Source organism: Pseudomonas yangonensis (genome assembly GCF_009932725.1).
Taxonomy (GTDB): domain Bacteria; phylum Pseudomonadota; class Gammaproteobacteria; order Pseudomonadales; family Pseudomonadaceae; genus Aquipseudomonas; species Aquipseudomonas yangonensis.
Map to the genome: position 1 here is coordinate 76,295 of NZ_BLJU01000009.1, position 18,793 is coordinate 95,087.

At 65.5% G+C, this 18,793-nt stretch carries 15 protein-coding genes; 8 read left to right on the plus strand and 7 right to left on the minus strand.

Annotated features, from left to right (window positions below; translation table 11 throughout):
• Nucleotides 1-296: 296 nt before the first annotated feature.
• From mdtD to GYB81_RS13075, 3 genes are all read left to right on the plus strand, one after another.
• Nucleotides 297-1,721: a multidrug transporter subunit MdtD gene (gene mdtD / locus GYB81_RS13065; RefSeq protein ID WP_161865823.1), complete on the plus strand. Its 1,425-nt coding sequence runs from the start codon at nt 297-299 to the stop codon at nt 1,719-1,721.
• A gap of 49 nt (nt 1,722-1,770) precedes the next feature.
• Entirely contained in the window at nt 1,771-3,147 is a 1,377-nt protein-coding gene (dbpA, locus tag GYB81_RS13070; protein WP_161865822.1) for an ATP-dependent RNA helicase DbpA, read from the plus strand.
• A gap of 99 nt (nt 3,148-3,246) precedes the next feature.
• Nucleotides 3,247-4,482 (plus strand): GGDEF domain-containing response regulator, encoded by a 1,236-nt coding sequence (locus GYB81_RS13075; protein WP_161865821.1) that lies wholly within the window; start codon nt 3,247-3,249, stop codon nt 4,480-4,482.
• Here the strand turns inward: GYB81_RS13075 and GYB81_RS13080 are convergent, their stop codons facing one another.
• Nucleotides 4,483-5,214: a substrate-binding periplasmic protein gene (locus GYB81_RS13080; protein WP_161865852.1), complete on the minus strand. Its 732-nt coding sequence runs from the start codon at nt 5,212-5,214 to the stop codon at nt 4,483-4,485.
• Nucleotides 5,215-5,420: 206 nt separating this feature from the next.
• Between GYB81_RS13080 and GYB81_RS13085 the strand changes: the two genes are divergently transcribed.
• The gene (locus GYB81_RS13085; RefSeq protein WP_161865820.1) at nt 5,421-6,605 is read left to right on the plus strand and encodes a BaiN/RdsA family NAD(P)/FAD-dependent oxidoreductase; all 1,185 of its coding nucleotides are present in this window, start codon (nt 5,421-5,423) and stop codon (nt 6,603-6,605) included.
• A 112-nt stretch (nt 6,606-6,717) separates the two neighbouring features.
• Nucleotides 6,718-8,529 (plus strand): SLC13 family permease, encoded by a 1,812-nt coding sequence (locus tag GYB81_RS13090; RefSeq protein ID WP_161865819.1) that lies wholly within the window; start codon nt 6,718-6,720, stop codon nt 8,527-8,529.
• Between the two features lie 34 nt (nt 8,530-8,563).
• Here the strand turns inward: GYB81_RS13090 and ald are convergent, their stop codons facing one another.
• From ald to GYB81_RS13120, 6 genes are all read right to left on the minus strand, one after another.
• Entirely contained in the window at nt 8,564-9,685 is a 1,122-nt protein-coding gene (gene ald, locus GYB81_RS13095; RefSeq protein ID WP_161865818.1) for an alanine dehydrogenase, read from the minus strand.
• A 92-nt stretch (nt 9,686-9,777) separates the two neighbouring features.
• Entirely contained in the window at nt 9,778-10,461 is a 684-nt protein-coding gene (locus GYB81_RS13100; protein WP_161865817.1) for a glutathione S-transferase N-terminal domain-containing protein, read from the minus strand.
• Nucleotides 10,458-11,159, minus strand: a complete 702-nt coding sequence (locus GYB81_RS13105; RefSeq protein ID WP_161865816.1) for a glutathione S-transferase family protein — start codon at nt 11,157-11,159, stop codon at nt 10,458-10,460. The genes GYB81_RS13100 and GYB81_RS13105 overlap by 4 nt, the downstream gene beginning before the upstream one ends.
• 61 nt (nt 11,160-11,220) lie before the next feature.
• On the minus strand, nt 11,221-11,760 hold the full coding sequence (locus GYB81_RS13110; protein WP_161865815.1) for a TetR/AcrR family transcriptional regulator: 540 nt from the start codon (nt 11,758-11,760) through the stop codon (nt 11,221-11,223).
• 88 nt (nt 11,761-11,848) lie between these two features.
• Entirely contained in the window at nt 11,849-12,610 is a 762-nt protein-coding gene (locus GYB81_RS13115; protein WP_024306571.1) for a slipin family protein, read from the minus strand.
• Nucleotides 12,610-13,995, minus strand: coding sequence for an NfeD family protein (locus GYB81_RS13120; protein ID WP_161865814.1), 1,386 nt, complete (start codon nt 13,993-13,995; stop codon nt 12,610-12,612). The genes GYB81_RS13115 and GYB81_RS13120 overlap by 1 nt, the downstream gene beginning before the upstream one ends.
• Nucleotides 13,996-14,217: 222 nt before the next feature.
• On the opposite strand from GYB81_RS13120, the gene yccS reads away from it, so the two are divergent.
• Genes yccS through GYB81_RS13135 form a run of 3 tightly spaced genes read left to right on the plus strand, consistent with a single transcriptional unit; the run spans nt 14,218 to nt 18,777 of the window.
• Nucleotides 14,218-16,389 carry a YccS family putative transporter gene (gene yccS, locus GYB81_RS13125; protein ID WP_161865813.1) on the plus strand — a complete coding sequence of 724 codons (2,172 nt, stop codon included), beginning with the start codon at nt 14,218-14,220 and terminating at the stop codon, nt 16,387-16,389.
• A gap of 57 nt (nt 16,390-16,446) precedes the next feature.
• Complete coding sequence (locus GYB81_RS13130; protein ID WP_161865812.1) at nt 16,447-18,252, plus strand: diguanylate cyclase; 1,806 nt, start codon at nt 16,447-16,449, stop codon at nt 18,250-18,252.
• Between the two features lie 42 nt (nt 18,253-18,294).
• Entirely contained in the window at nt 18,295-18,777 is a 483-nt protein-coding gene (locus GYB81_RS13135; RefSeq protein ID WP_161865811.1) for a GreA/GreB family elongation factor, read from the plus strand.
• The last annotated feature ends 16 nt before the right edge of the window (nt 18,778-18,793 follow it).

The window sequence follows — 18,793 nt, forward strand, 5'->3', positions numbered from 1 at the left end:
TCGGCGCCAAACCCGTTCGCGGATAAATCCGCTCCTACCGAACGCAGGCGGCCCTGCGCAGTGCCAGCCGCCGCTCCCGCCTGTAGAAGCGAATTCATTCGCGATCCACCCTGCACCGTAGCCAAAGCCTTTCGCGGATAAATCCGCTCCTGCCATTCGATGCCCGACCATATCGGGCCCGGCCGTGCTGCCCTTGCATACCGGAGCGAATTTATTCGTGCCAGCGCCGTCGAACGGGAGCACTCCCCGCGATAATGGCGAAGCGGCCACCGCCGCCACTGACTGCCGGACGCCTCATGCAACCCACGCTCAGCCAACTCGACCCACGCACCGCCCGCCTGCTGCCCTGGATAGTGGCCATCGCCTTCTTCATGCAGACGCTGGACGGCACCATCCTCAATACTGCGTTACCGGCCATGGCCGGCGATCTCAACGAAGATCCGCTGCGCATGCAGTCGGTGGTGATCGCCTACATGCTCACCGTGGCGCTGCTGATTCCCGCGTCGGGCTGGATCGCCGACCGCTTCGGTACGCGGCGCATCTTCTTCGGCGCCATCGCCCTGTTCAGCCTCGGCTCGCTGCTCTGTGCACTGTCGGAATCGCTGAGCATGTTGATCGCTGCACGGGTCATCCAGGGACTCGGCGGCGCGCTGATGATGCCGGTCGGACGGCTGGTGGTGCTGCGCGCCTATCCGCGCTCGGAACTGGTGCGGATCATGAGCTTCATCACCCTGCCCGGCCTGCTCGGCCCGCTGATCGGCCCTACGCTTGGCGGCTGGCTGGTGGAGGTAGCCAGCTGGCACTGGATCTTCCTGATCAACCTGCCAGTGGGGCTGCTCGGCTGCTGGGCGGCGCTGCGGCATATGCCGGACTTGCGCGGGCCGGAACGCAGCCGCTTCGATACCGCCGGTTTTCTGCTGTTCGGCGCCGCCATGTTGCTGATCACCGTGGCTCTGGAAGGTCTCGGCGAACTGCACCTGCCAACCATGCGCGTGGTGCTGCTGTTGCTCGGCGGCATGGCCTGCCTGGCTGCCTACTGGCTGCGCGCCGGGCGCATCGAGCACCCCCTGTTCGCCCCCAGGCTGTTCCACACCCGTAGCTTCGCCGTGGGCATCATCGGCAACCTGTTCGCCCGCCTCGGCAGCGGCGCGCTGCCCTTTCTCACACCGCTGCTGCTGCAACTGGCGATGGGCTACTCACCCGCCCAGGCCGGCATGAGCCTGATCCCCCTGGCGCTGGCGGCCATGGCGGCCAAACCGCTGGCCAGGCCGCTGATCGAACGCCTCGGCTACCGCAACATCCTGACCAGCAACACGCTGCTGCTCGGTGCCCTGATCGCCAGCCTGGCGCTCGTCGACGGCGACACCTCGACGCTGCAGCTGATCATCCAGCTGAGCCTGATCGGTGCCTGCAACTCGCTGCAGTTCACTTCAATGAACACCGTGACCCTGATCGATCTGGACAACCGCGACGCCAGCAGCGGCAACAGCCTGCTGTCGGTGGTGGTGCAACTGGCGATGGGCCTTGGCGTTGCCTCGGCGGCGGCGCTGCTCAGCGGCTTCAGCCGTGAGCTGGGCGGCAGCGAGCACGTGCTACCGGCCTTTCAGGCCACCTACCTGTGCGTGGGTTTGCTATCGATGCTGGCAGCGGCGATCTTCCTGCAACTGGATACGAAGGAGGGTCGAGGCGGGCGCACTATCGAGGTTTCAGCGGACGAATGAGCGGGCCTGCTACACTGCCGGCCTGTTTCTCCATGCCCGAGCCACCGCCGTGACCGCCAATGCCTTCGCCAGCCTGCCCCTTTCCGCCGCCATGCAGGCCAACCTCGCCGCTATCGGCTATGCCGAGATGACGCCGATCCAGGCCGCCAGCCTGCCGCTGATTCTCAAGGGCCGCGACCTGATCGCCCAGGCCAAGACCGGCAGCGGCAAGACCGCCGCCTTCGGCATCGGCCTGCTGCACCCGCTCAACCCGCGCTACTTCGGTTGCCAGGCGCTGGTGCTATGCCCGACACGCGAGCTGGCCGACCAGGTGGCCAAGGAGATCCGCAGGCTGGCCCGCGCTGCGGACAACATCAAGGTGCTCACTCTTTGCGGCGGCGTGCCCTTCGGCCCGCAGATCGGCTCGCTGGAGCATGGCGCCCACGTCATCGTCGGCACGCCGGGCCGGGTGCAGGAGCACCTGCGCAAGGGCACGCTGAAGGTCGACGGCTTGAGCACCCTGGTGCTCGACGAAGCCGACCGCATGCTCGACATGGGCTTCGTCGACAGCATCAGCGAGATCATCGAACAGACCCCGGCACGCCGGCAGACCCTGCTGTTCTCCGCCACCTATCCGGCAGGCATCGAGCAACTCGCCGCGCGCTTTCTGCGCACACCCGAGCGGGTCGAGGTCGAGGCGCTGCACGACGATGATCAGATCGAGCAACGCTTCTACGAAATCGCCCCCGGCCAGCGCATGCAGGCGGTCAGTACCCTGCTACGGCATTTTCGCAAGCAGCCGGTGGTGGCCTTCTGCGCCACCCGCCAGCAGTGCGATGAGCTGGCGGCACAACTGGAGGCCGAGAAGATTTCCGCCGCAGCGCTGCACGGCGATCTGGAGCAACGCGAGCGCGACCAGATTCTCGCCCTGTTCGCCAACCGCAGCCTGAGCGTACTGGTGGCCACCGACGTCGCTGCCCGTGGCCTGGATATCGCCGGGCTGGAGATGGTGATCAACGTCGAGCTGTCGCGCGATGCCGAGGTGCATATCCACCGCATCGGCCGCAGCGGGCGCGCCGGTGACAAAGGCCTGGCACTGAGCCTGGTGGCGCCAGCCGAAGCTGGTCGCGCTCAGGCCATCGAAGCCCTGCAAGGCAAGGAGTTGGCCTGGTATCCGCTGCCTGCAGCCAAGGCGACCGGTGAGCCGCTGCTGCCACCGATGCACACCCTGTGCATCGGCGCCGGACGCAAGGAGAAACTGCGCCCCGGCGACATCCTCGGCGCCCTGACCGGCGATGCCGGCATTCCGGGCGACCAGGTCGGCAAGATCGCCCTGTTCGACTACCAGGCCCTGGTTGCCGTGCAGCGTGACGTGGCGCGCCAGGCTCTGAAACGCCTGAGCGAAGGCAAGATCAAGGGCAGAACGTTGCGCGTGCGCTTATTGTGAGGACGGCTCGTGACCGAGCGCACTGGCTCTGGCTCGCAAGATCGCGAACAGCCTCCTAGGCTGATATAAAGGATCAAACGACCTGGGCCGGAGTTACCCATGCGCAATATTCTGGTCATCGAAGACAGCCCCCTGGTCCTGAAGATCCTCGAGCATCTGTTCCGCCAGGAAACCGATCTGGAGCCGATCTTCTGCGCCTCGCTGGCCGAGGCCGAAGTCATGCTGGAGACATCCGCGTCGCTGTTCTTCGCCGCCATCGTCGACCTGCACCTACCGGACGCGCCGGACGGCGAAAGCGTCGATCTGGTCATGCGCTACCACCTGCCCTGCATCGTGCTCAGCGGCAGTTACAACGAGCAGCGGCGTGACGATCTGCTGATGAAAGGCGTGGTCGATTACGTGCTCAAGGAAAGCCAGCATTCCTACGAGTACGCCTTCCGCCTGCTGCACCGGCTCGACCACAACAGCCATATCAAGATTCTCGTCGCCGACGACTCGGCAGCGCAGCGCCATTACATTCGCCACATTCTCGAAGCCCACCATTACCAGATCATCGAAGCCAGCGACGGCAAGGAGACCCTGCGCCAGCTGAACGAGCACCCGGACCTCGACCTGCTGGTGCTCGACCATGCCATGCCCGGCGTCAGCGGCTTCGAACTGGTCAAGCTGCTGCGGCAGAAACTGCGCCTCAACGACCTGATCATCATTGGCGTTTCCGCCGACCCCAAAGGTTCGCTGAGCGCCCAGTTCATCAAGCATGGCGCCGACGATTTCCTGCGCAAGCCGTTCTGTCCGGAAGAGCTGAACTGCCGGGTGATGTCGACGCTGGAGCGTCGCGACCTGCTGCGTGCGCTGAAAAAAGCAGCTCAATTCGATGCCCTGACCGGCTTGAACAACCGCCGCGCCTTCTACGAACAGGGCCTGCAGATGCTGCAGCAGGCGCAACGGGAAGGCCGCGAAGTCAGCGTGGCGATGCTCGATCTCGACCATTTCAAGCAGATCAACGATGGTTTCGGCCATGCCAGCGGCGACAGCGCGCTGGTGGTGTTCGCCCGGGCCATGAGCAACGCCTTCCCCGACATGCTGCTCGGCCGCCTGGGCGGCGAGGAATTCGCTCTGCTCACCCTGTATGGCGCGCAGCACGTGGCCCAGGCGTTGGACAGGTTACGCAGACAGTGCGCCGGGCTGCATTACGCCGTCGGCGCCCCAGCGCTGTCGTTCAGTGCAGGGCTCTACCAGGGTGAACCGGAAGATCTGGAAAGCCTGCTGCACGAAGCCGACATTCGCCTGTATCGGGCCAAGCAACAAGGCCGCGCGCGTACCGTCCTGGCCTGATCAGGGAGCATGCAGCTGCAGCGTCGCGGCATAGCTGCCGTCCTCGTTCATCGCATCGATAGCGGCATCGAAGCGCCTGGCGATCTCACGGTGATCAGGATGGCTGCGACGCACCAGTATGTGCAGGCCATTCTCGCTCAGCGGTAAGGGCAGAAATTCCAGCTCATCACGAAGAGAGCTCAACTCTCGTGCGAGAACATGACGTGCCACCAGCTCGTCTTCCAGCGCAAGCTGCACCCGCCCGGCATGCAACATGCGCGCGGCAATCTCGAAGCTGCCGACGCCGACCTTGAGCAGACGCGGGTCGCTGTCGAACGCCCTGGAGTAGGCGTACCCTCGGATCACCGCGATGCTGTGAGGGTAGAGATCGGCCAGCTTTTCGAAGCGAATCGAGCCACCCTTGCGCTGTATCAGGCGGATGCGGTTGACCAGATAAGGCTGGGAAAAATAGCCGTACTCGGCGCGTTCGTCGCTGTACCAGGCGTTGATCAGCACATCGTAATCACCACGCCTGAGTCCCAGCACCGCACGTTCCCAGGGCACCTCCACATAGCTGGTGCTGTAACCGGCACGCTTGAGTGCCTGCTCCACCAGGTCGCTGGCCAGCCCCTTACCGGGAAGTTCCTGATCGTTGAAAGGCGGCCAGGGATTCGCCACCAGACGCAACCGCTCCGCCGAGGCCAGCGCTGGCGACAGCAAAAGGAGCAATAGCCAGACGCGTACTGCAGGCATGAGGTGGCGATCCATCCGAAATCCTGGTTGTAGTGATAGCAGGCGCAGCGCAACTCGTCACTGTCTCAAATCTGAAACAGCCATCTGAAGCATGCCGCAGGCGCCAGCAGCATGCCGGCAAAACCGGCGGTACAGAGCGGCTTCGGGTAAACTTCCCGGGTTTTAACGCAGCCTTTGTGCGGCAGCGATCCACCTGGGGACATCTCGTGTTGCAAACCGACGTACTGATCATCGGCGCAGGCGCCGCCGGTCTAATGTGTGCGGCCACGGCCGCCGCCCGTGGCCGCCGGGTGCTGGTGCTCGACCACGCCAACAAGGCCGGCAAGAAGATCCTCATGTCCGGTGGCGGCCGCTGCAACTTCACCAATCTGTACTGCGAGCCGGGCAATTTCCTGTCCGGCAACCCGCACTTCTGCAAGTCCGCCCTGGCGCGCTTCACCCAGTGGGATTTCATCGGCCTGGTGGCCAAGCATGGGGTGCCCTACCACGAGAAGAAACTCGGTCAGCTGTTCTGCGACAACAAGTCCAGCGACATCCTCGAGCTGCTGCTGGCCGAATGCGCCGAGGCCGGTGCGGAGATTCGCCTGAACACGGCGGTGCAACGCATCGAGAAGCGCGACGGCGGCTTCCTGGTGCACAGCGACCTCGGCGAGGTGGCTTGCCAGTCGCTGGTAATCGCCACCGGCGGGCTGTCGATCCCGACCCTCGGCGCCACCGGCTTCGGCTATCAGGTGGCCAGGCAGTTCGGCCACGAACTGCTGCCGACCCGCGCCGGCCTGGTGCCCTTCACCCTCACTGACCCGCAGCTCAAGGCTCTGTGCACCGAACTGTCCGGCACCTCGGTGGAGGACTGCCGGGTCAGCTGCAACGGCCAGAGCTTCGTCGAGAACATCCTGTTCACCCACCGCGGCCTGTCCGGCCCGGCGATCCTGCAGATTTCCTCCTACTGGCAACCGGGCGATACCCTGCATATCGACCTGCTGCCGCATATCGACCTGCCCGAGTGGCTGGCCACCCAACAGCGCGAACGCGGCAACAGCGAGTTGAAAACCCTGCTGGCCGAGCTGTTCACCAAGAAGATGGCGGCCCTGCTGGCGGACAGCTGGTTCACCAACAAACCGCTGAAGCAGTACACCCCGGGCGAGCTCAGGACGATTGCCGAGCGTCTGTCGGACTGGCAGCTGGTGCCGGCCGGCACCGAAGGCTATCGCACCGCCGAGGTGACCCTGGGTGGGGTGAGCACCGACGAGGTATCGTCGAAAACCCTCGAATCGCTCAAGGTGCCGGGGCTGTACTTCATCGGTGAAGTACTGGACGTGACCGGCCACCTGGGCGGTTTCAATTTTCAGTGGGCCTGGGCCTCGGGGTACGCGGCCGCGCAGTACGCCTGAGACCACGAATATTGCGCCCCACTCGATGGCGCAGCGGGAACTGCCGACGCGGCGCAGACTCTGCTATGAACAGCAGCAGTGAAGCTGCGTACAACAGGGACGGCACCGCCACATGACGCTCGAACAAGGCCAGATATTCGTCATTCTCATTGCCAGCATGGGCTTGTTCATCTGGGGTCGCTGGCGTCATGACGTGGTGGCGCTCGGCGCCCTGCTGGCCTGCGTCATCGCCGGCCTGGTACCCGAACGCGAAGCCTTCACCGGCTTCGGTCACCCTGCGGTGATCACCGTTGCCTGCGTGCTGGTGCTCAGTCACGGTCTGCAGCGCACCGGCGCGGTCAGTCGGCTGGCGCAGCGCCTGCTACCCAGCGGGGCCGGCGTGCTGCTCTCGATTGCGGCCCTGACCAGCCTTGGCGCTCTGCTCTCGGCATTCATGAACAACGTCGGCGCCCTCGCCCTGCTGATGCCCATCGCCCTGCAGATTGCCGCACGCCTGGAGTTGCCACCGGGGCGCGTACTGATGCCGCTGGCCTTCGGCACCATCCTCGGCGGCATGACCACCCTGATTGGTACACCGCCGAATCTGATCGTCTCCAGCTTCCGCGCGCAGCATGGCGGCGGTCCCTTCGCCATGTTCGACTTCAGCCCGGTCGGCGTCGCCGTGGCGCTGGCTGGCGTGCTGTTCATCACCCTGCTCGGCTGGCGCCTGGTACCCAGACGCGAAGTGGGTAACGCCGCCAGCTTCGATACCGGCCATTACCTCACCGAAGCGCGGGTCAAGGAAGGCGGCAAGGCACAGGGCAAGACCCTGCGCGAGATCGAGCAATTGCTCGACGAAGCCGACGCACAGGTAGTAGCCATGGTGCGCAACAAGTTGCGCCTGACTGCACCCAACCCACGGCGCGTACTGCAGGCCGATGATGTGCTGGTGATCGAGGCCGACCCGCAGGAGCTGGGCGAAGTGCTCGGCCAGCTGGATCTGCTGCTGGAAGCCGAACGCGAGGCCCAGGAAGCCGAACAGAAGGAGGATAAGGAAGGCGAAACGGAAAAGAAGGCCAGCAACAACGAAGATCGTGCACTGCAGGAGTTGCTGGTCAAGCCCGACTCGTCGCTGATCGGCCGCTCCGCCAGCAGCACGCGCTTGCGCAGCCGCTACTCGATCAATCTGCTGGCCATCTCCAGGCAGAGCCACCGCTCGATCAAGCGCCTGCGCTCGACCCTGATCCAGAGCGGCGACGTGCTGCTGATGCAGGGCAGCGCCGAGGATATCGGTGAGTTCGCCAGCGACTACGACTGCGTGCCGCTGGCCGCGCGCGCCATCAACATTCCCGATCCGCGCCAAGCCAACCTTGCCCTCGGCATCATGCTACTGGCCATCGCTGCTGCCGCTTTCGGCCTGCTCTCTGCCGCGATCGCCTTCGCCAGTGGCGTACTGGCCTACATGCTGCTGCGCCTGATACCGCTGCGTGCCGTTTACGAATCCATCGACTGGCCGGTGATCGTGCTGCTCGGCGCGCTGATCCCGGTGGCCGGAGCGATGTCGTCCACCGGCGCCGCCGACCTGCTGGCCCGCCTGCTGATGGAGAACCTGGCGCAGGGCAACGCCATCATCACCCTGACCCTGCTGCTGGTGGTGACCATGACGCTGTCGGATTTCATGAACAACGCCGCGACCGCGGCGGTGATGTGCCCTATCGCCCTGAGCGCCGCCAGCCAGCTTGGTGTCAGCCCGGACGCGCTGTTGATGGCAGTGGCCATCGGCGCCTCCTGTTCGTTCTTGACGCCCATTGGCCACCAGAACAACACGCTGATTCTCAGCCCCGGCGGCTTCCGCTTTGGCGACTACTGGCGCCTTGGTCTGCCGCTGGAAATACTCGTGGTGCTGATCAGCGTGCCGCTGCTGCTTTGGGTTTGGCCGCTGTAGGTATCGAGCGCAACGGCCGAACCCCGTGCACCGCCTAGAGCTGCTCGAGCAGGCTGGCAGGTGGCTGGAAACGCAGCCCGTGGGCCTCGGCAACGCTGGCACAGGTGATGGCGCCGCGCGCGATGTTCAGACCGGCCAGCAGATGCGGATCCTCTTCCAGCGCTCGGCGCGTCCCCTTCTGCGCCAGCGCCACGACGAAGGGCAGGGTAGCGTTGTTCAGTGCCAGGGTCGAAGTACGGGCCACCGCGCCGGGCATGTTGGCGACGCAGTAATGCACCACATCGTCGACCACGTAAGTAGGTTCGGCATGGGTGGTGGCATGCGAGGTTTCGGCGCAGCCGCCCTGATCGATGGCCACGTCCACCAGCACCGCGCCGGCCTGCATCTGCCGCACCATGTCGGCAGTGATGAGCTTGGGCGCAGCCGCCCCGGGAATCAGCACGCCGCCGATGACCAGATCGGCTGCCAGCACCTGTTCCTGCACCGCAGCGCGTGTGGAATACAGCGTGGTGATGCGGTTGCCGTACTGCGCGTCGAGCCGGCGCAGGGCATCGACACTCTTGTCCAGCACCGTGACATCGGCGCCGAGGCCGACGGCCATGGCCAGGGCATGGCTGCCCACCACGCCGCCGCCGAGAATCACCACCTTGCCCGGCGCCACCCCGGGCACCCCGCCAAGCAGCACACCGCGACCGCCACGCGCCTTCTCCAGGCAGCCGGCACCGGCCTGGATCGACATGCGCCCGGCCACTTCCGACATCGGCGCCAGCAACGGCAGGCGGCCCTGCGCATCGGTCACCGTTTCGTAGGCGATGCAGGTGGCGCCGCTGGCCATCAGCTCGTCGGACTGCGGCCGGTCCGGTGCCAGGTGCAGGTAGGTGAACAGCGTGTGCTGCTCGCGCAATTTGGCCCGTTCCACCGCCAGCGGCTCCTTGACCTTGACGATCAACTGCGCCTGCTGGAACACCTCGCCGGCGCCCTGGGCGATCTGCGCCCCGGCCTGGCGGTAGTCTTCGTCGGCAAAACCGATGGCGGCTCCGGCCTGGGTCTCGATCCACACCTCGTGCCCCAGCGCGGTCAGTTCAGCCACGGACTGCGGTGTGAGGCCGACACGGTACTCGTGATTCTTGATTTCCTTGGGTACGCCGATTCGCATGGTTCTCTCCCAGCGTTCAGGATCAACACCCTGAAGTCTAGAAAAGCGTCACGCGCCCCACCGGGAAAAACGTCAGAAAAGCTGTCCGCCCGTCACTGCCCGAACAGCAGTCGCCGCGCTTCGGCAGTGAGCAGCGCCTGTGGATCGGCGTTCACCTGCCCCACCAGCGCGTAGGCACGCTGTACAGCCGGGCGGGCATCGATGCGTTCTAGCCAGGCGGCCATATTGGGCAAGTCCTCCAGCTTCTGCTGCTGCATTTGCCAGCCCCTGGCCCAGGGATAGATGGCCATGTCGGCGATGGAATAGTCGCCTGCGACGTACTCGCGCCCGGCCAGTTGGCGATCAAGCACGCCGTAGAGGCGGGCGGTTTCCTTCACATAGCGATCGATGGCATAGGGGATGGGCTCCGGCGCGTAGCGCAGGAAATGATGGTTCTGCCCGGCCATCGGCCCGACGCCGCCCATCTGCCAGTACAGCCATTGCAGCACGCCGAAACGCGCGCGTGTCTCGCGCGGCAGGAATTGCCCGGCCTTGTCGGCGAGGTATTCGAGAATCGCCCCGGATTCGAACAGGGCGATGGGCTCGCCGCCATCGGCCGGCGCATGATCGACGATGGCGGGAATGCGGTTGTTCGGCGCGATCTTGAGAAACGCAGGGGAGAACTGCTCGCCCTTGCCGATATGCACCGGGACGATGCGGTACTCCAGCCCGGCCTCTTCGAGGAAGATGCTGATCTTGTGGCCGTTCGGCGTGGTCCAGTAGTACAGGTCGATCATTGGCTCTGCTCCATCTCGATCCTGGCCCGCTTGACCGGACCGTGGATGGATTCGTAAGCCTGCAGGATGCGCGCGAACCAGGCGCCCAAGGCCGAATCGTCGGTCCAGGGCTGCGCCCCCAGGCACCAGGCCCAGAGCAGCATGCCGGCCAGCAGGTAGTCGCAGCCGCCAGGGGCCTGACCTTCGAGGAAGGGCTGATCACGCAGCCATATTTCCAACGGCGCTACTCCTTCACGAAACAGCCGCTCGCCGCCCTGCGGATCGGCGAAGTCCTCCAGGCTCATGCCCAGCGCCTGCTCGCGGCTGCTGCGGAAATACTCGCGGTCGGCCGGGTCGATCACCTGCCAGACGCGCGGGATCAGTATCTTCAACAGCGGCACGCGGACCATGTGAAAGCTCAGGCGCTCGACCAGACCGGCGCGCTCGGCCGCCAGGCCCTCGCCGAGCAACGGGCGCTGTGGATAACGCCGATCCAGGTAGGCGAAGATCGCCAGGCTGTCGTGCACCGTTTCGCCGTCGTCGTTCAGCACCGGCACCAGCTTCTGCCCGGAAAAGGCGATCAGTTCCTTGTCGGTGAAACGTATCGGTCGGCTCTGCCAGTCCAGCCCCTTGTGCGCCAGGGCCAGGCGTACGCGCCAGCAGTAGGGCGAGAACAGCAGCTCGCGATCGGCGCCGCACAGTTCGAACAACTCCCGCATATCACCTCCTTAAAGACCATTCGGTCCAGAATAAAGCGAAGAAAAACCAGCGTAGGATTGCTCACTGGCAGTCCAGGCTCGTCATCACCACGGCCACGGTGGCACGGATCGAGTCCGCCGGCATCGCGGATTTCACCTGCGTGCGCAGCCCGCTCATCACGCACTGCAAGTAGCCGGCCCGGGCCGCGAGGTCCTGATCGTTGCGCAGTTCACCGCAGGCCACGGCCCGCGCCAGCGCCTCTTCGAACACCTGGCAGACACCCGCAGTGGCCTGCTGCAAAACCGGCACCAGCGCGGGCTCCGACAGGGAGAATTCATTGGCGACGTTGACCAGCATGCAGCCACGCGGCACGCCACCGGGACCATCGTCTTCAAGCACGCTGAGCAGGCGCTCGCGGATGAAGGCCAGCGGCGAGGCGTTGGCGTCAAGCTGCTCCAGCAACAAGGCTCGGCGCTGCGCTACGTAGCGGCTGAACGCCGCGACGAACCAGGCCTGCTTGCTCGGGTAGGTCTGATACAGGCTGCTCTTGGACAGCCCGGTGGCCGCCTGCAGGTCCTGCAGCGATGCGGCCTCATAACCGCGCTGCCAGAACAGCTGCATGGCGTTTTCCAAGGCCCGGTCCGGGCAGAAGCTCTTGGGGCGTCCACGTGTCGTCATGGACGCAATTTAGAACCAGTCGGTTCCAAACTCAAGCCTTGGGCTCCTTGAGGTCGACGATGCCGCGCAGCAGTTCCACCGGCAGCGGGAAGACGATGGTCGAGTTCTTGTCGCTGGCGATATTGCTCAGCGTCTGCATGTAGCGCAGCTGCATGGCGCCGCTCTGCCGGCCGAGGATCTCGGCAGCCTGCATCAGCTTTTCCGAGGCCTGCAGCTCGCCTTCGGCGTGGATCACCTTGGCCCGCCGCTCGCGTTCGGCTTCGGCCTGGCGGGCGATGGCGCGCACCATCGATTCATTGATGTCGACGTGCTTGATCTCGACGTTGGCCACCTTGATGCCCCAGGCGTCGGTCTGTGCATCCAGCACCTGCTGGATGTCGGAGTTGAGCTGTTCGCGCTCGGCGAGCATCTGGTCCAGGTCGTGCTTGCCGAGCACCGCGCGCAGCGTGGTCTGCGCCAGCTGGCTGGTGGCGACCATGTAATCCTCGACCTGGATGATCGCATTCTGCGGATCGAGCACGCGGAAGTAGATCACCGCGTTGACCTTGACCGAGACGTTGTCGCGGGAGATCACGTCCTGCGGCGGTACGTCGAGGACGATGGTGCGCAGGTCCACCCGCACCATCTGTTGCAGGCCGGGGATGATCAGGATCAGCCCCGGGCCCTTGACCCGCCAGAAGCGGCCGAGCTGGAACACCACGCCACGTTCGTATTCCCGCAGGATGCGAAAGGATGAGACGAGCAGCGCGAGAACGATGATCGCCAGTGAAATGAAGCTCAATTCGAAACCCATCAGTGACCTCCTTGGGGCGGTGGTTCATCCACCGCGCTGACCTGCAGATGCACGCCGTCGCGCGCCGTGACACGTACCCGCTGCCCAAGCCGCAATGGCGCGGTGCCCCGCACCTGCCAGCGTTCGCCCTGCAGCGCTACCCAACCGGCGCGCGGATCGTCGTCACGCACCGCAGCGACCGCTACCAGGCTGCCCACCAGAGCGCTGGCACCGGCCACCTGCTGGCACCGCCTGGCCCTGAGCGCCATGCCGACGATGGCCAGGACCAGCGCAGCGCTGATCAGCGCCAGGGTGACGATCAGCGCCAGCGGAATACCGAAACCCGGCACATCGGTATCGATGAGGATCAGCCCGCCGAACACGAACGCCACCACCCCGCCGATGCCGAGCACGCCGAAACTGGGCAGGAAGGCCTCGGCGGTGATGAAGGCGATGCCGAGCAGAATCAGCGCCACGCCGGCGTAGTTCACCGGCAGCAATTGCAGGGCGTAGAGCGCGAGCAGCAGGCTGATGCCACCGAGCACGCCGCCAACGCCACTGCCGGGGTTGGCGAATTCGAAGAACAGCCCGTAGATGCCGATCATCATCAGGATCAGCGCCACGCTGGGGTTGGTGATCACCGCCAGCAGGCGGGTGCGCCAGTCCGGTGCATGGCTGATCAGCGGCGCGCCAGCCGTAGCCAGGGTCTGCTCGACGCCTGCCGCCTGCAGGGTCTTGCCATCCAGCTGGCGCAACAAGTCGGTGGTATCAGCGGCCAGGTAGTCGATCACCTGGCGTTCCAGCGCCTCCTCGGCTGACAGACTGACGGCTTCGCGCACCGCCTGTTCGGCCCATTCGGCGTTGCGTCCGCGCATATTGGCCAGCCCGCGGATGTAGGCCGCGGCGTCATTGACCTGCTTGGCGGTCATAGCGTCGTCCGAGCCCTTTTCGCCTTGTGTCGGTTTGTTCGTCTCGCCCTTGCCGTCGCCCTCGGGCTTGCCTGGCGAGCCCGGCATGCCGATGGCCACTGGCGTGGCGGCGCCGAGATTGGTCCCCGGAGCCATGGCGGCCACATGGCTGGCGTAGAGGATGTAGGTGCCGGCGCTGGCCGCCCGCGCACCTCCGGGTGCGACGTGCGTCGCGACCGGAACGGGGCTGGCGAGAATCGCCTTGATGATGGCGCGCATGGCGCTGTCCAGGCCGCCGGGGGTGTCGATCTCGATCACCACCAGCTGGGCGCCTTCGTCCACCGCCCTGGCCAGGCCGCGCACCAGATAATCGGCACTGGCCGGGCCGATCACGCCATCCACCTGCAAGCGCACCACTGCGCCCGGCGCCGCACTCACCCCCACCGATCCGCAGAGGATCAGAGCGCACAGACACAGACGCAACCAGCCAGGTGACACGTTCGACTCCCAGGCCCGCGGTGGTACCGAAGATGTGGCAGCGGGACCTTACTGAGCATAGTCCAGGCCTCCTGCGACTCCCTCGACCGGGCAACCGGATGTGCTACAGGGCATGTACGAGCGGTGAAGCGAGGCGCCAGGCATGGCTATTGGGTGCATATGGATACCCAGCGGTCATTCAGTTCCGGTAGGCTGCTCATCTCTACTTCAACCAGGTCGTTTATGCCCCGTCCCCGCCTTCGCCAATCGCTGCGCCGTCTCTGGGCGCTGGACAAATTCAGCGCCAGCCTGCGGGTGCTCATCGCCCTGACCGGAGCCCTCGCGCTGTGTTGGTGGCAAGGCTGGATGCACGGACTGATCCCCCTGTTTCTCGGCATCATCGCCAGCGCCCTGACCGAGACCGATGACAGCTGGCAGGGTCGCCTCGGTGCGGTGCTGGTGACCCTGGCCTGCTTCAGCGCGGCGGCCTACGCGGTGGAGTTTCTGTTTCCCTACCCCTGGCTGTTCGTCATCGCCCTGGCGCTGTCGACCTTTTGCCTGACCCTGCTCGGCGCCCTGGGCGAGCGTTTCGCCACGCTCGGCTCCGGCACGCTGATCCTCGCCGTGTACAGCATGATCGGCGTCGAGCAGCGCGGCGGCGTCGCCGGCCTGTGGCTGGAGCCCCTGCTGCTGGTCGCCGGCGCCGCATGGTACGGCCTGCTGTCGGTGATCTGGCATGGCCTGTTCACCCACCAGCCGGTGCAGCAAAGCCTGGCCCGGCTGTTTCGCGAGCTGGGCAAGTACCTCAAGCTCAAGGCGGCACTGTTCGAACCCGTGCGCCAGCTGGATGTCGAGCAGCGCCGCCTGGAGTTGGCGCAGCAGAACGGACGCGTGGTATCGGCGCTCAACGCGGCCAAGGAGATCATCCTGCACCGGGTCGGCAATGGCCGTCCCGGGCCCAAGGTCAATCGCTACCTGAAGCTGTACTTCCTCGCCCAGGACATTCACGAACGCGCCAGCTCCTCGCACTACCCCTACAACGAACTGGCCGAGGCCTTCTTCCACAGCGACGTACTGTTTCGCTGCCAGCGCTTGCTGCGCCTGCACGGCGAAGCCTGCGAACGCCTGGGCAGCGCCATCGAACTGCGCCAGCCCTTCGAATACCGCGAGCTGTGCAGCCAGGCGCTGGAAGATCTGCATGCCTCGCTGGACCATCTGCATCTGCAGAGCAACCCGGCCTGGCGCCGCCTGCTGCGCTCGCTCGGCGCACTGGCCGGCAACCTCGCCAGCCTCGACCTGCTGCTGGGCAATGCCAGCAACCCCGATGCCCTGGCCGACGAACAGGACAGCAGCCTGCTCGATCGCGAGCCGCATTCACTGCGTGAAGTGGCCGAGCGCATCGGCCAGCAACTGACGCCCACCTCGCTGCTGTTTCGCCACGCTCTGCGCCTGTCCATCGCCCTGGCCGCCGGTTACGGCCTGCTACATCTGATTCACCCGACCCAGGGCTACTGGATTCTGCTGACCACCCTGTTCGTCTGCCAGCCGAACTACGGTGCCACGCGCCTGAAGCTGGTGCAGCGTATCGTCGGTACCCTGGTCGGTCTGGGGCTCGGCTGGGCGCTGTTCGATCTGTTCCCCGATCCGCGCGTCCAGGCGCTGTTCGCCGTGGTCGCCGGGGTCGCCTTCTTCGCCACGCGCAGCACGCGCTACACCCTGGCCACTGCGGCGATCACCCTGCTGGTGCTGTTCTGCTTCAACCAGGTCGGTGATGGCTACGGCCTGTTCCTGCCACGCCTGGTCGACACCCTGCTCGGCAGCCTGATCGCCGGGCTGGCGGTATTCCTGATCCTGCCGGACTGGCAGGGGCGGCGCCTGGGCCGCATGCTCGCCGGCACGCTGAGCTGCAACAGCGCCTACCTGCGGCAGATCATCGCCCAGTACGCCCGCGGCAAACGTGACGACCTCGGCTACCGTCTGGCCCGGCGCAACGCGCACAACGCCGACGCGGCCCTGTCCACCACCCTCGGCAACATGCTGATGGAGCCGGGCCACTTCCGTAAGGATGCCGACCTCGGCTTTCGCTTCCTGGTGCTGTCGCACACCCTGCTTAGCTACCTCTCTGCGCTCGGCGCGCACCGCGGGGAACAGTTACCGCAGGCGGTCCAGGCACAACTGCTGGCACAGGCCGAAGCGCTGGCGAGCAGCCTCGATGAAATCGCCACCGGCCTGCGTGGCGAGCAGCCGCTGGTCATTCACAGCGACGAGGAACAGGCCCTGGCGCAGAGCCTGGAGCAGATCGCCGATGACGTCGATGAACGGCAGCGCCTGGTGCAGACGCAGCTGGCGCTGATCTGCCGCCAGCTCGCACCGCTGCGCACCCTGGCGGCACACCTGCAGAAGGATCGCCACTAGCAGCTCAATGCGGCTTTCTGCCACTATTTAAGGACGCCTATATCCCAGGCCTTGCCCATGCCAGCTAACCGACACGCCGCCCCTGCCTTTCCGGTCTCGTTGCCGGGTCTGCTGCTGGTGTGCTGTCTGCTTCTAACCAGCCAGCTCTCCTTCGCCGCCACGCGCCTGAACGAAGTCAGCGCGCCACAGGATCTCTACGGCCTGGTGGATTTTCTCGCCGACCCACAGGGCACGCTGAGCCTGGACGACGTGCGCGCCGCCGACGCGCCATTTGAGTCCTCACTGAAACGTCGCGATCTGAGCTTCGGCTACGTGCCGGGGGTGATCTGGTTGCGTCTGGAACTGCAATCGGACGCTCAGCAAACGCGCATCTGGCGCCTGGAACTGAACTACGCCTCACTGGATGAGGTACGCCTGTACGATATCGGCGCCGATGGCGTGCGCGAGTCACGCAGCGGCGATACCGTGCCCTACGCCGAGCGCGCCGTCGGCCATCGCTACCCGGTATTCGAGATCACCCTGCAACCTGGCGAGCAGCGCACGCTGTACCTGCGCGTCGACTCGCGCGGCAGCATGACCCTCAGCGGTGCGCTGATGTCTTCGCGCGATTTCGAGCAGCACAGTCAGAATGGCTATCTGGTGCACGCCATCTACTTCGGCGTGCTGATCGCGCTGGGCCTGTACAACCTGCTGCTGTTTCTCGCCCTGCGCGAACGGCCCTTCCTCAACTACGTGCTGTTCATGTTCGCCTTCGCCCTCAGCGTACTGTCGCTCAACGGCCTTGGCGCGCAGTACCTGTGGTCCGACGCCGCGCCCTGGAGCAATCGCATGTTGCCGGTCAGCCTGACCTCGGCGGCGCTGCTGTCGGTGATCTTCGCCCGCAGCTTCCTCGATACCCGCCAGTGGCTGCCGCGCTGGGACCGGGTCCTGCTGATGTTGTGCATGGCCATCGGCACCGCTGTATTGGCCACGCTGCTGCTACCGGTGCAGCGCGCCTTGCAGCTGATGTCGGTGACCGGCCTGATCGCCACCCTGACGCTGCTGGTCACCAGCTTCGTCTGCGTCGGTTACCGCGTGCCCGGTGCGCGCCTGTTCGCCCTGGCCTGGCTGATGTTGCTGACGGGTGCGGTGCTGCTGGCGCTGCGTAACTTCGCCCTGATTCCGTCGAACTTCATCACCCTGTACGCCATGCAGATCGGCTCGGGGCTCGAGATGATCCTGCTGTCCTTCGCCCTGGCCGCGCGCTTCAACGAACTCAAGCGCCAGCGCGAGGCGGCGCTGCAGCTCAACGAGCAGGTCCTGGCCAAACGCGTCACCGAACGCACCCTGGCGCTGGAGCAGGCCAACCAGCGCCTCAGCGAACTGGCGTTGCAGGACCCCTTGACCGGCCTGGCCAACCGTACTGCCCTGCAGCAGCATCTGGATCAGGCGCTGGCGCGCAGCCTGCGTCGCAACGAACTGCTGGCGGTGATGCTAATCGACCTGGACGGGTTCAAACCGATCAACGACCAGCACGGCCACGGCTTTGGCGACCTGGTACTGGCCGAGATCGCCGAGCGTCTACGTCAGTACATCCGCGATGCCGACCTGCCGGCCCGCCTGGGCGGCGACGAGTTCGTGGTGGTCTGCGAGAATGTGCAATCGGCCGAAGACGCCCACGACCTGGCCAAGCGCCTGCTGGAAGGGCTGGACACACCGATGTATCTGGAAAATCGTGCCGTGCGTGTCGGCGCCAGCATCGGTATCGCCCTGAGTCGCGGCGGCGACGATGCCACCACGCTGATCCGCCTGGCCGACGCCGCGATGTACCAAGCCAAGGCCGCCGGGCGCAACCGCGTGCAACTGGCAACCGCGCATCCCTGAACGGGGGCCTGCCCCATCCCGTCACCGCCCAAATAGCGCACCATGGACAAAAATCTGCTGCTGCACGACGTGCTCACCCATCTGCAGGCCGACCTCGAGCAGGCCAGCCTCGCCGCTCTCACCGCTCACGAAGCGGCCACCCATGAGGAGAACGTCGCCGAAAACAAATACGACACCCTGGGCCTGGAGGCCGCTTATCTGGCCAGCGGCCAGGCACGCCGGGTCGAAGAACTGCGCCAGACCCTGATCACCTGGCGCCAGTTGCGCCCGCGGCCATTCGACGAGGCGCAGGGCATCGAACTGGGTGCACTGATTCAGCTGGCTAGCGAAGACGGCCATGAGCAGTGGCTGTTTCTCGGCCCGCAGGGCGCCAGCATGAAGCTGCAGCAGGCCGGGCAGAGCGTTCAGGTACTGGGCAATGCCGCGCCGCTGGGCCGTCTGCTGCTCGGCAAACGTCCGGGTGACGAAATCACCCTGCCCATGGGCAATAGGCAGCAGGTATTCGAAGTGCTGGCAGCCGAATGAAGGGAACTATCCGAGC

What these genes read in the sequence shown, in the direction of transcription:
- GYB81_RS13100 (WP_161865817.1), bottom strand. Translation starts at nt 10,461, where the DNA reads ATGATCGACCTGTACTACTGGACCACGCCGAACGGCCACAAGATCAGC.
- GYB81_RS13105 (WP_161865816.1), bottom strand. Translation starts at nt 11,159, where the DNA reads ATGCGGGAGTTGTTCGAACTGTGCGGCGCCGATCGCGAGCTGCTGTTC.
- ald (WP_161865818.1), bottom strand. Translation starts at nt 9,685, where the DNA reads ATGCGAATCGGCGTACCCAAGGAAATCAAGAATCACGAGTACCGTGTC.
- yccS (WP_161865813.1), top strand. Translation starts at nt 14,218, where the DNA reads ATGCCCCGTCCCCGCCTTCGCCAATCGCTGCGCCGTCTCTGGGCGCTG.
- mdtD (WP_161865823.1), top strand. Translation starts at nt 297, where the DNA reads ATGCAACCCACGCTCAGCCAACTCGACCCACGCACCGCCCGCCTGCTG.
- GYB81_RS13080 (WP_161865852.1), bottom strand. Translation starts at nt 5,214, where the DNA reads ATGCCTGCAGTACGCGTCTGGCTATTGCTCCTTTTGCTGTCGCCAGCG.
- GYB81_RS13090 (WP_161865819.1), top strand. Translation starts at nt 6,718, where the DNA reads ATGACGCTCGAACAAGGCCAGATATTCGTCATTCTCATTGCCAGCATG.
- GYB81_RS13115 (WP_024306571.1), bottom strand. Translation starts at nt 12,610, where the DNA reads ATGGGTTTCGAATTGAGCTTCATTTCACTGGCGATCATCGTTCTCGCG.
- GYB81_RS13130 (WP_161865812.1), top strand. Translation starts at nt 16,447, where the DNA reads ATGCCAGCTAACCGACACGCCGCCCCTGCCTTTCCGGTCTCGTTGCCG.
- GYB81_RS13135 (WP_161865811.1), top strand. Translation starts at nt 18,295, where the DNA reads ATGGACAAAAATCTGCTGCTGCACGACGTGCTCACCCATCTGCAGGCC.
- GYB81_RS13110 (WP_161865815.1), bottom strand. Translation starts at nt 11,760, where the DNA reads ATGCAGCTGTTCTGGCAGCGCGGTTATGAGGCCGCATCGCTGCAGGAC.
- GYB81_RS13075 (WP_161865821.1), top strand. Translation starts at nt 3,247, where the DNA reads ATGCGCAATATTCTGGTCATCGAAGACAGCCCCCTGGTCCTGAAGATC.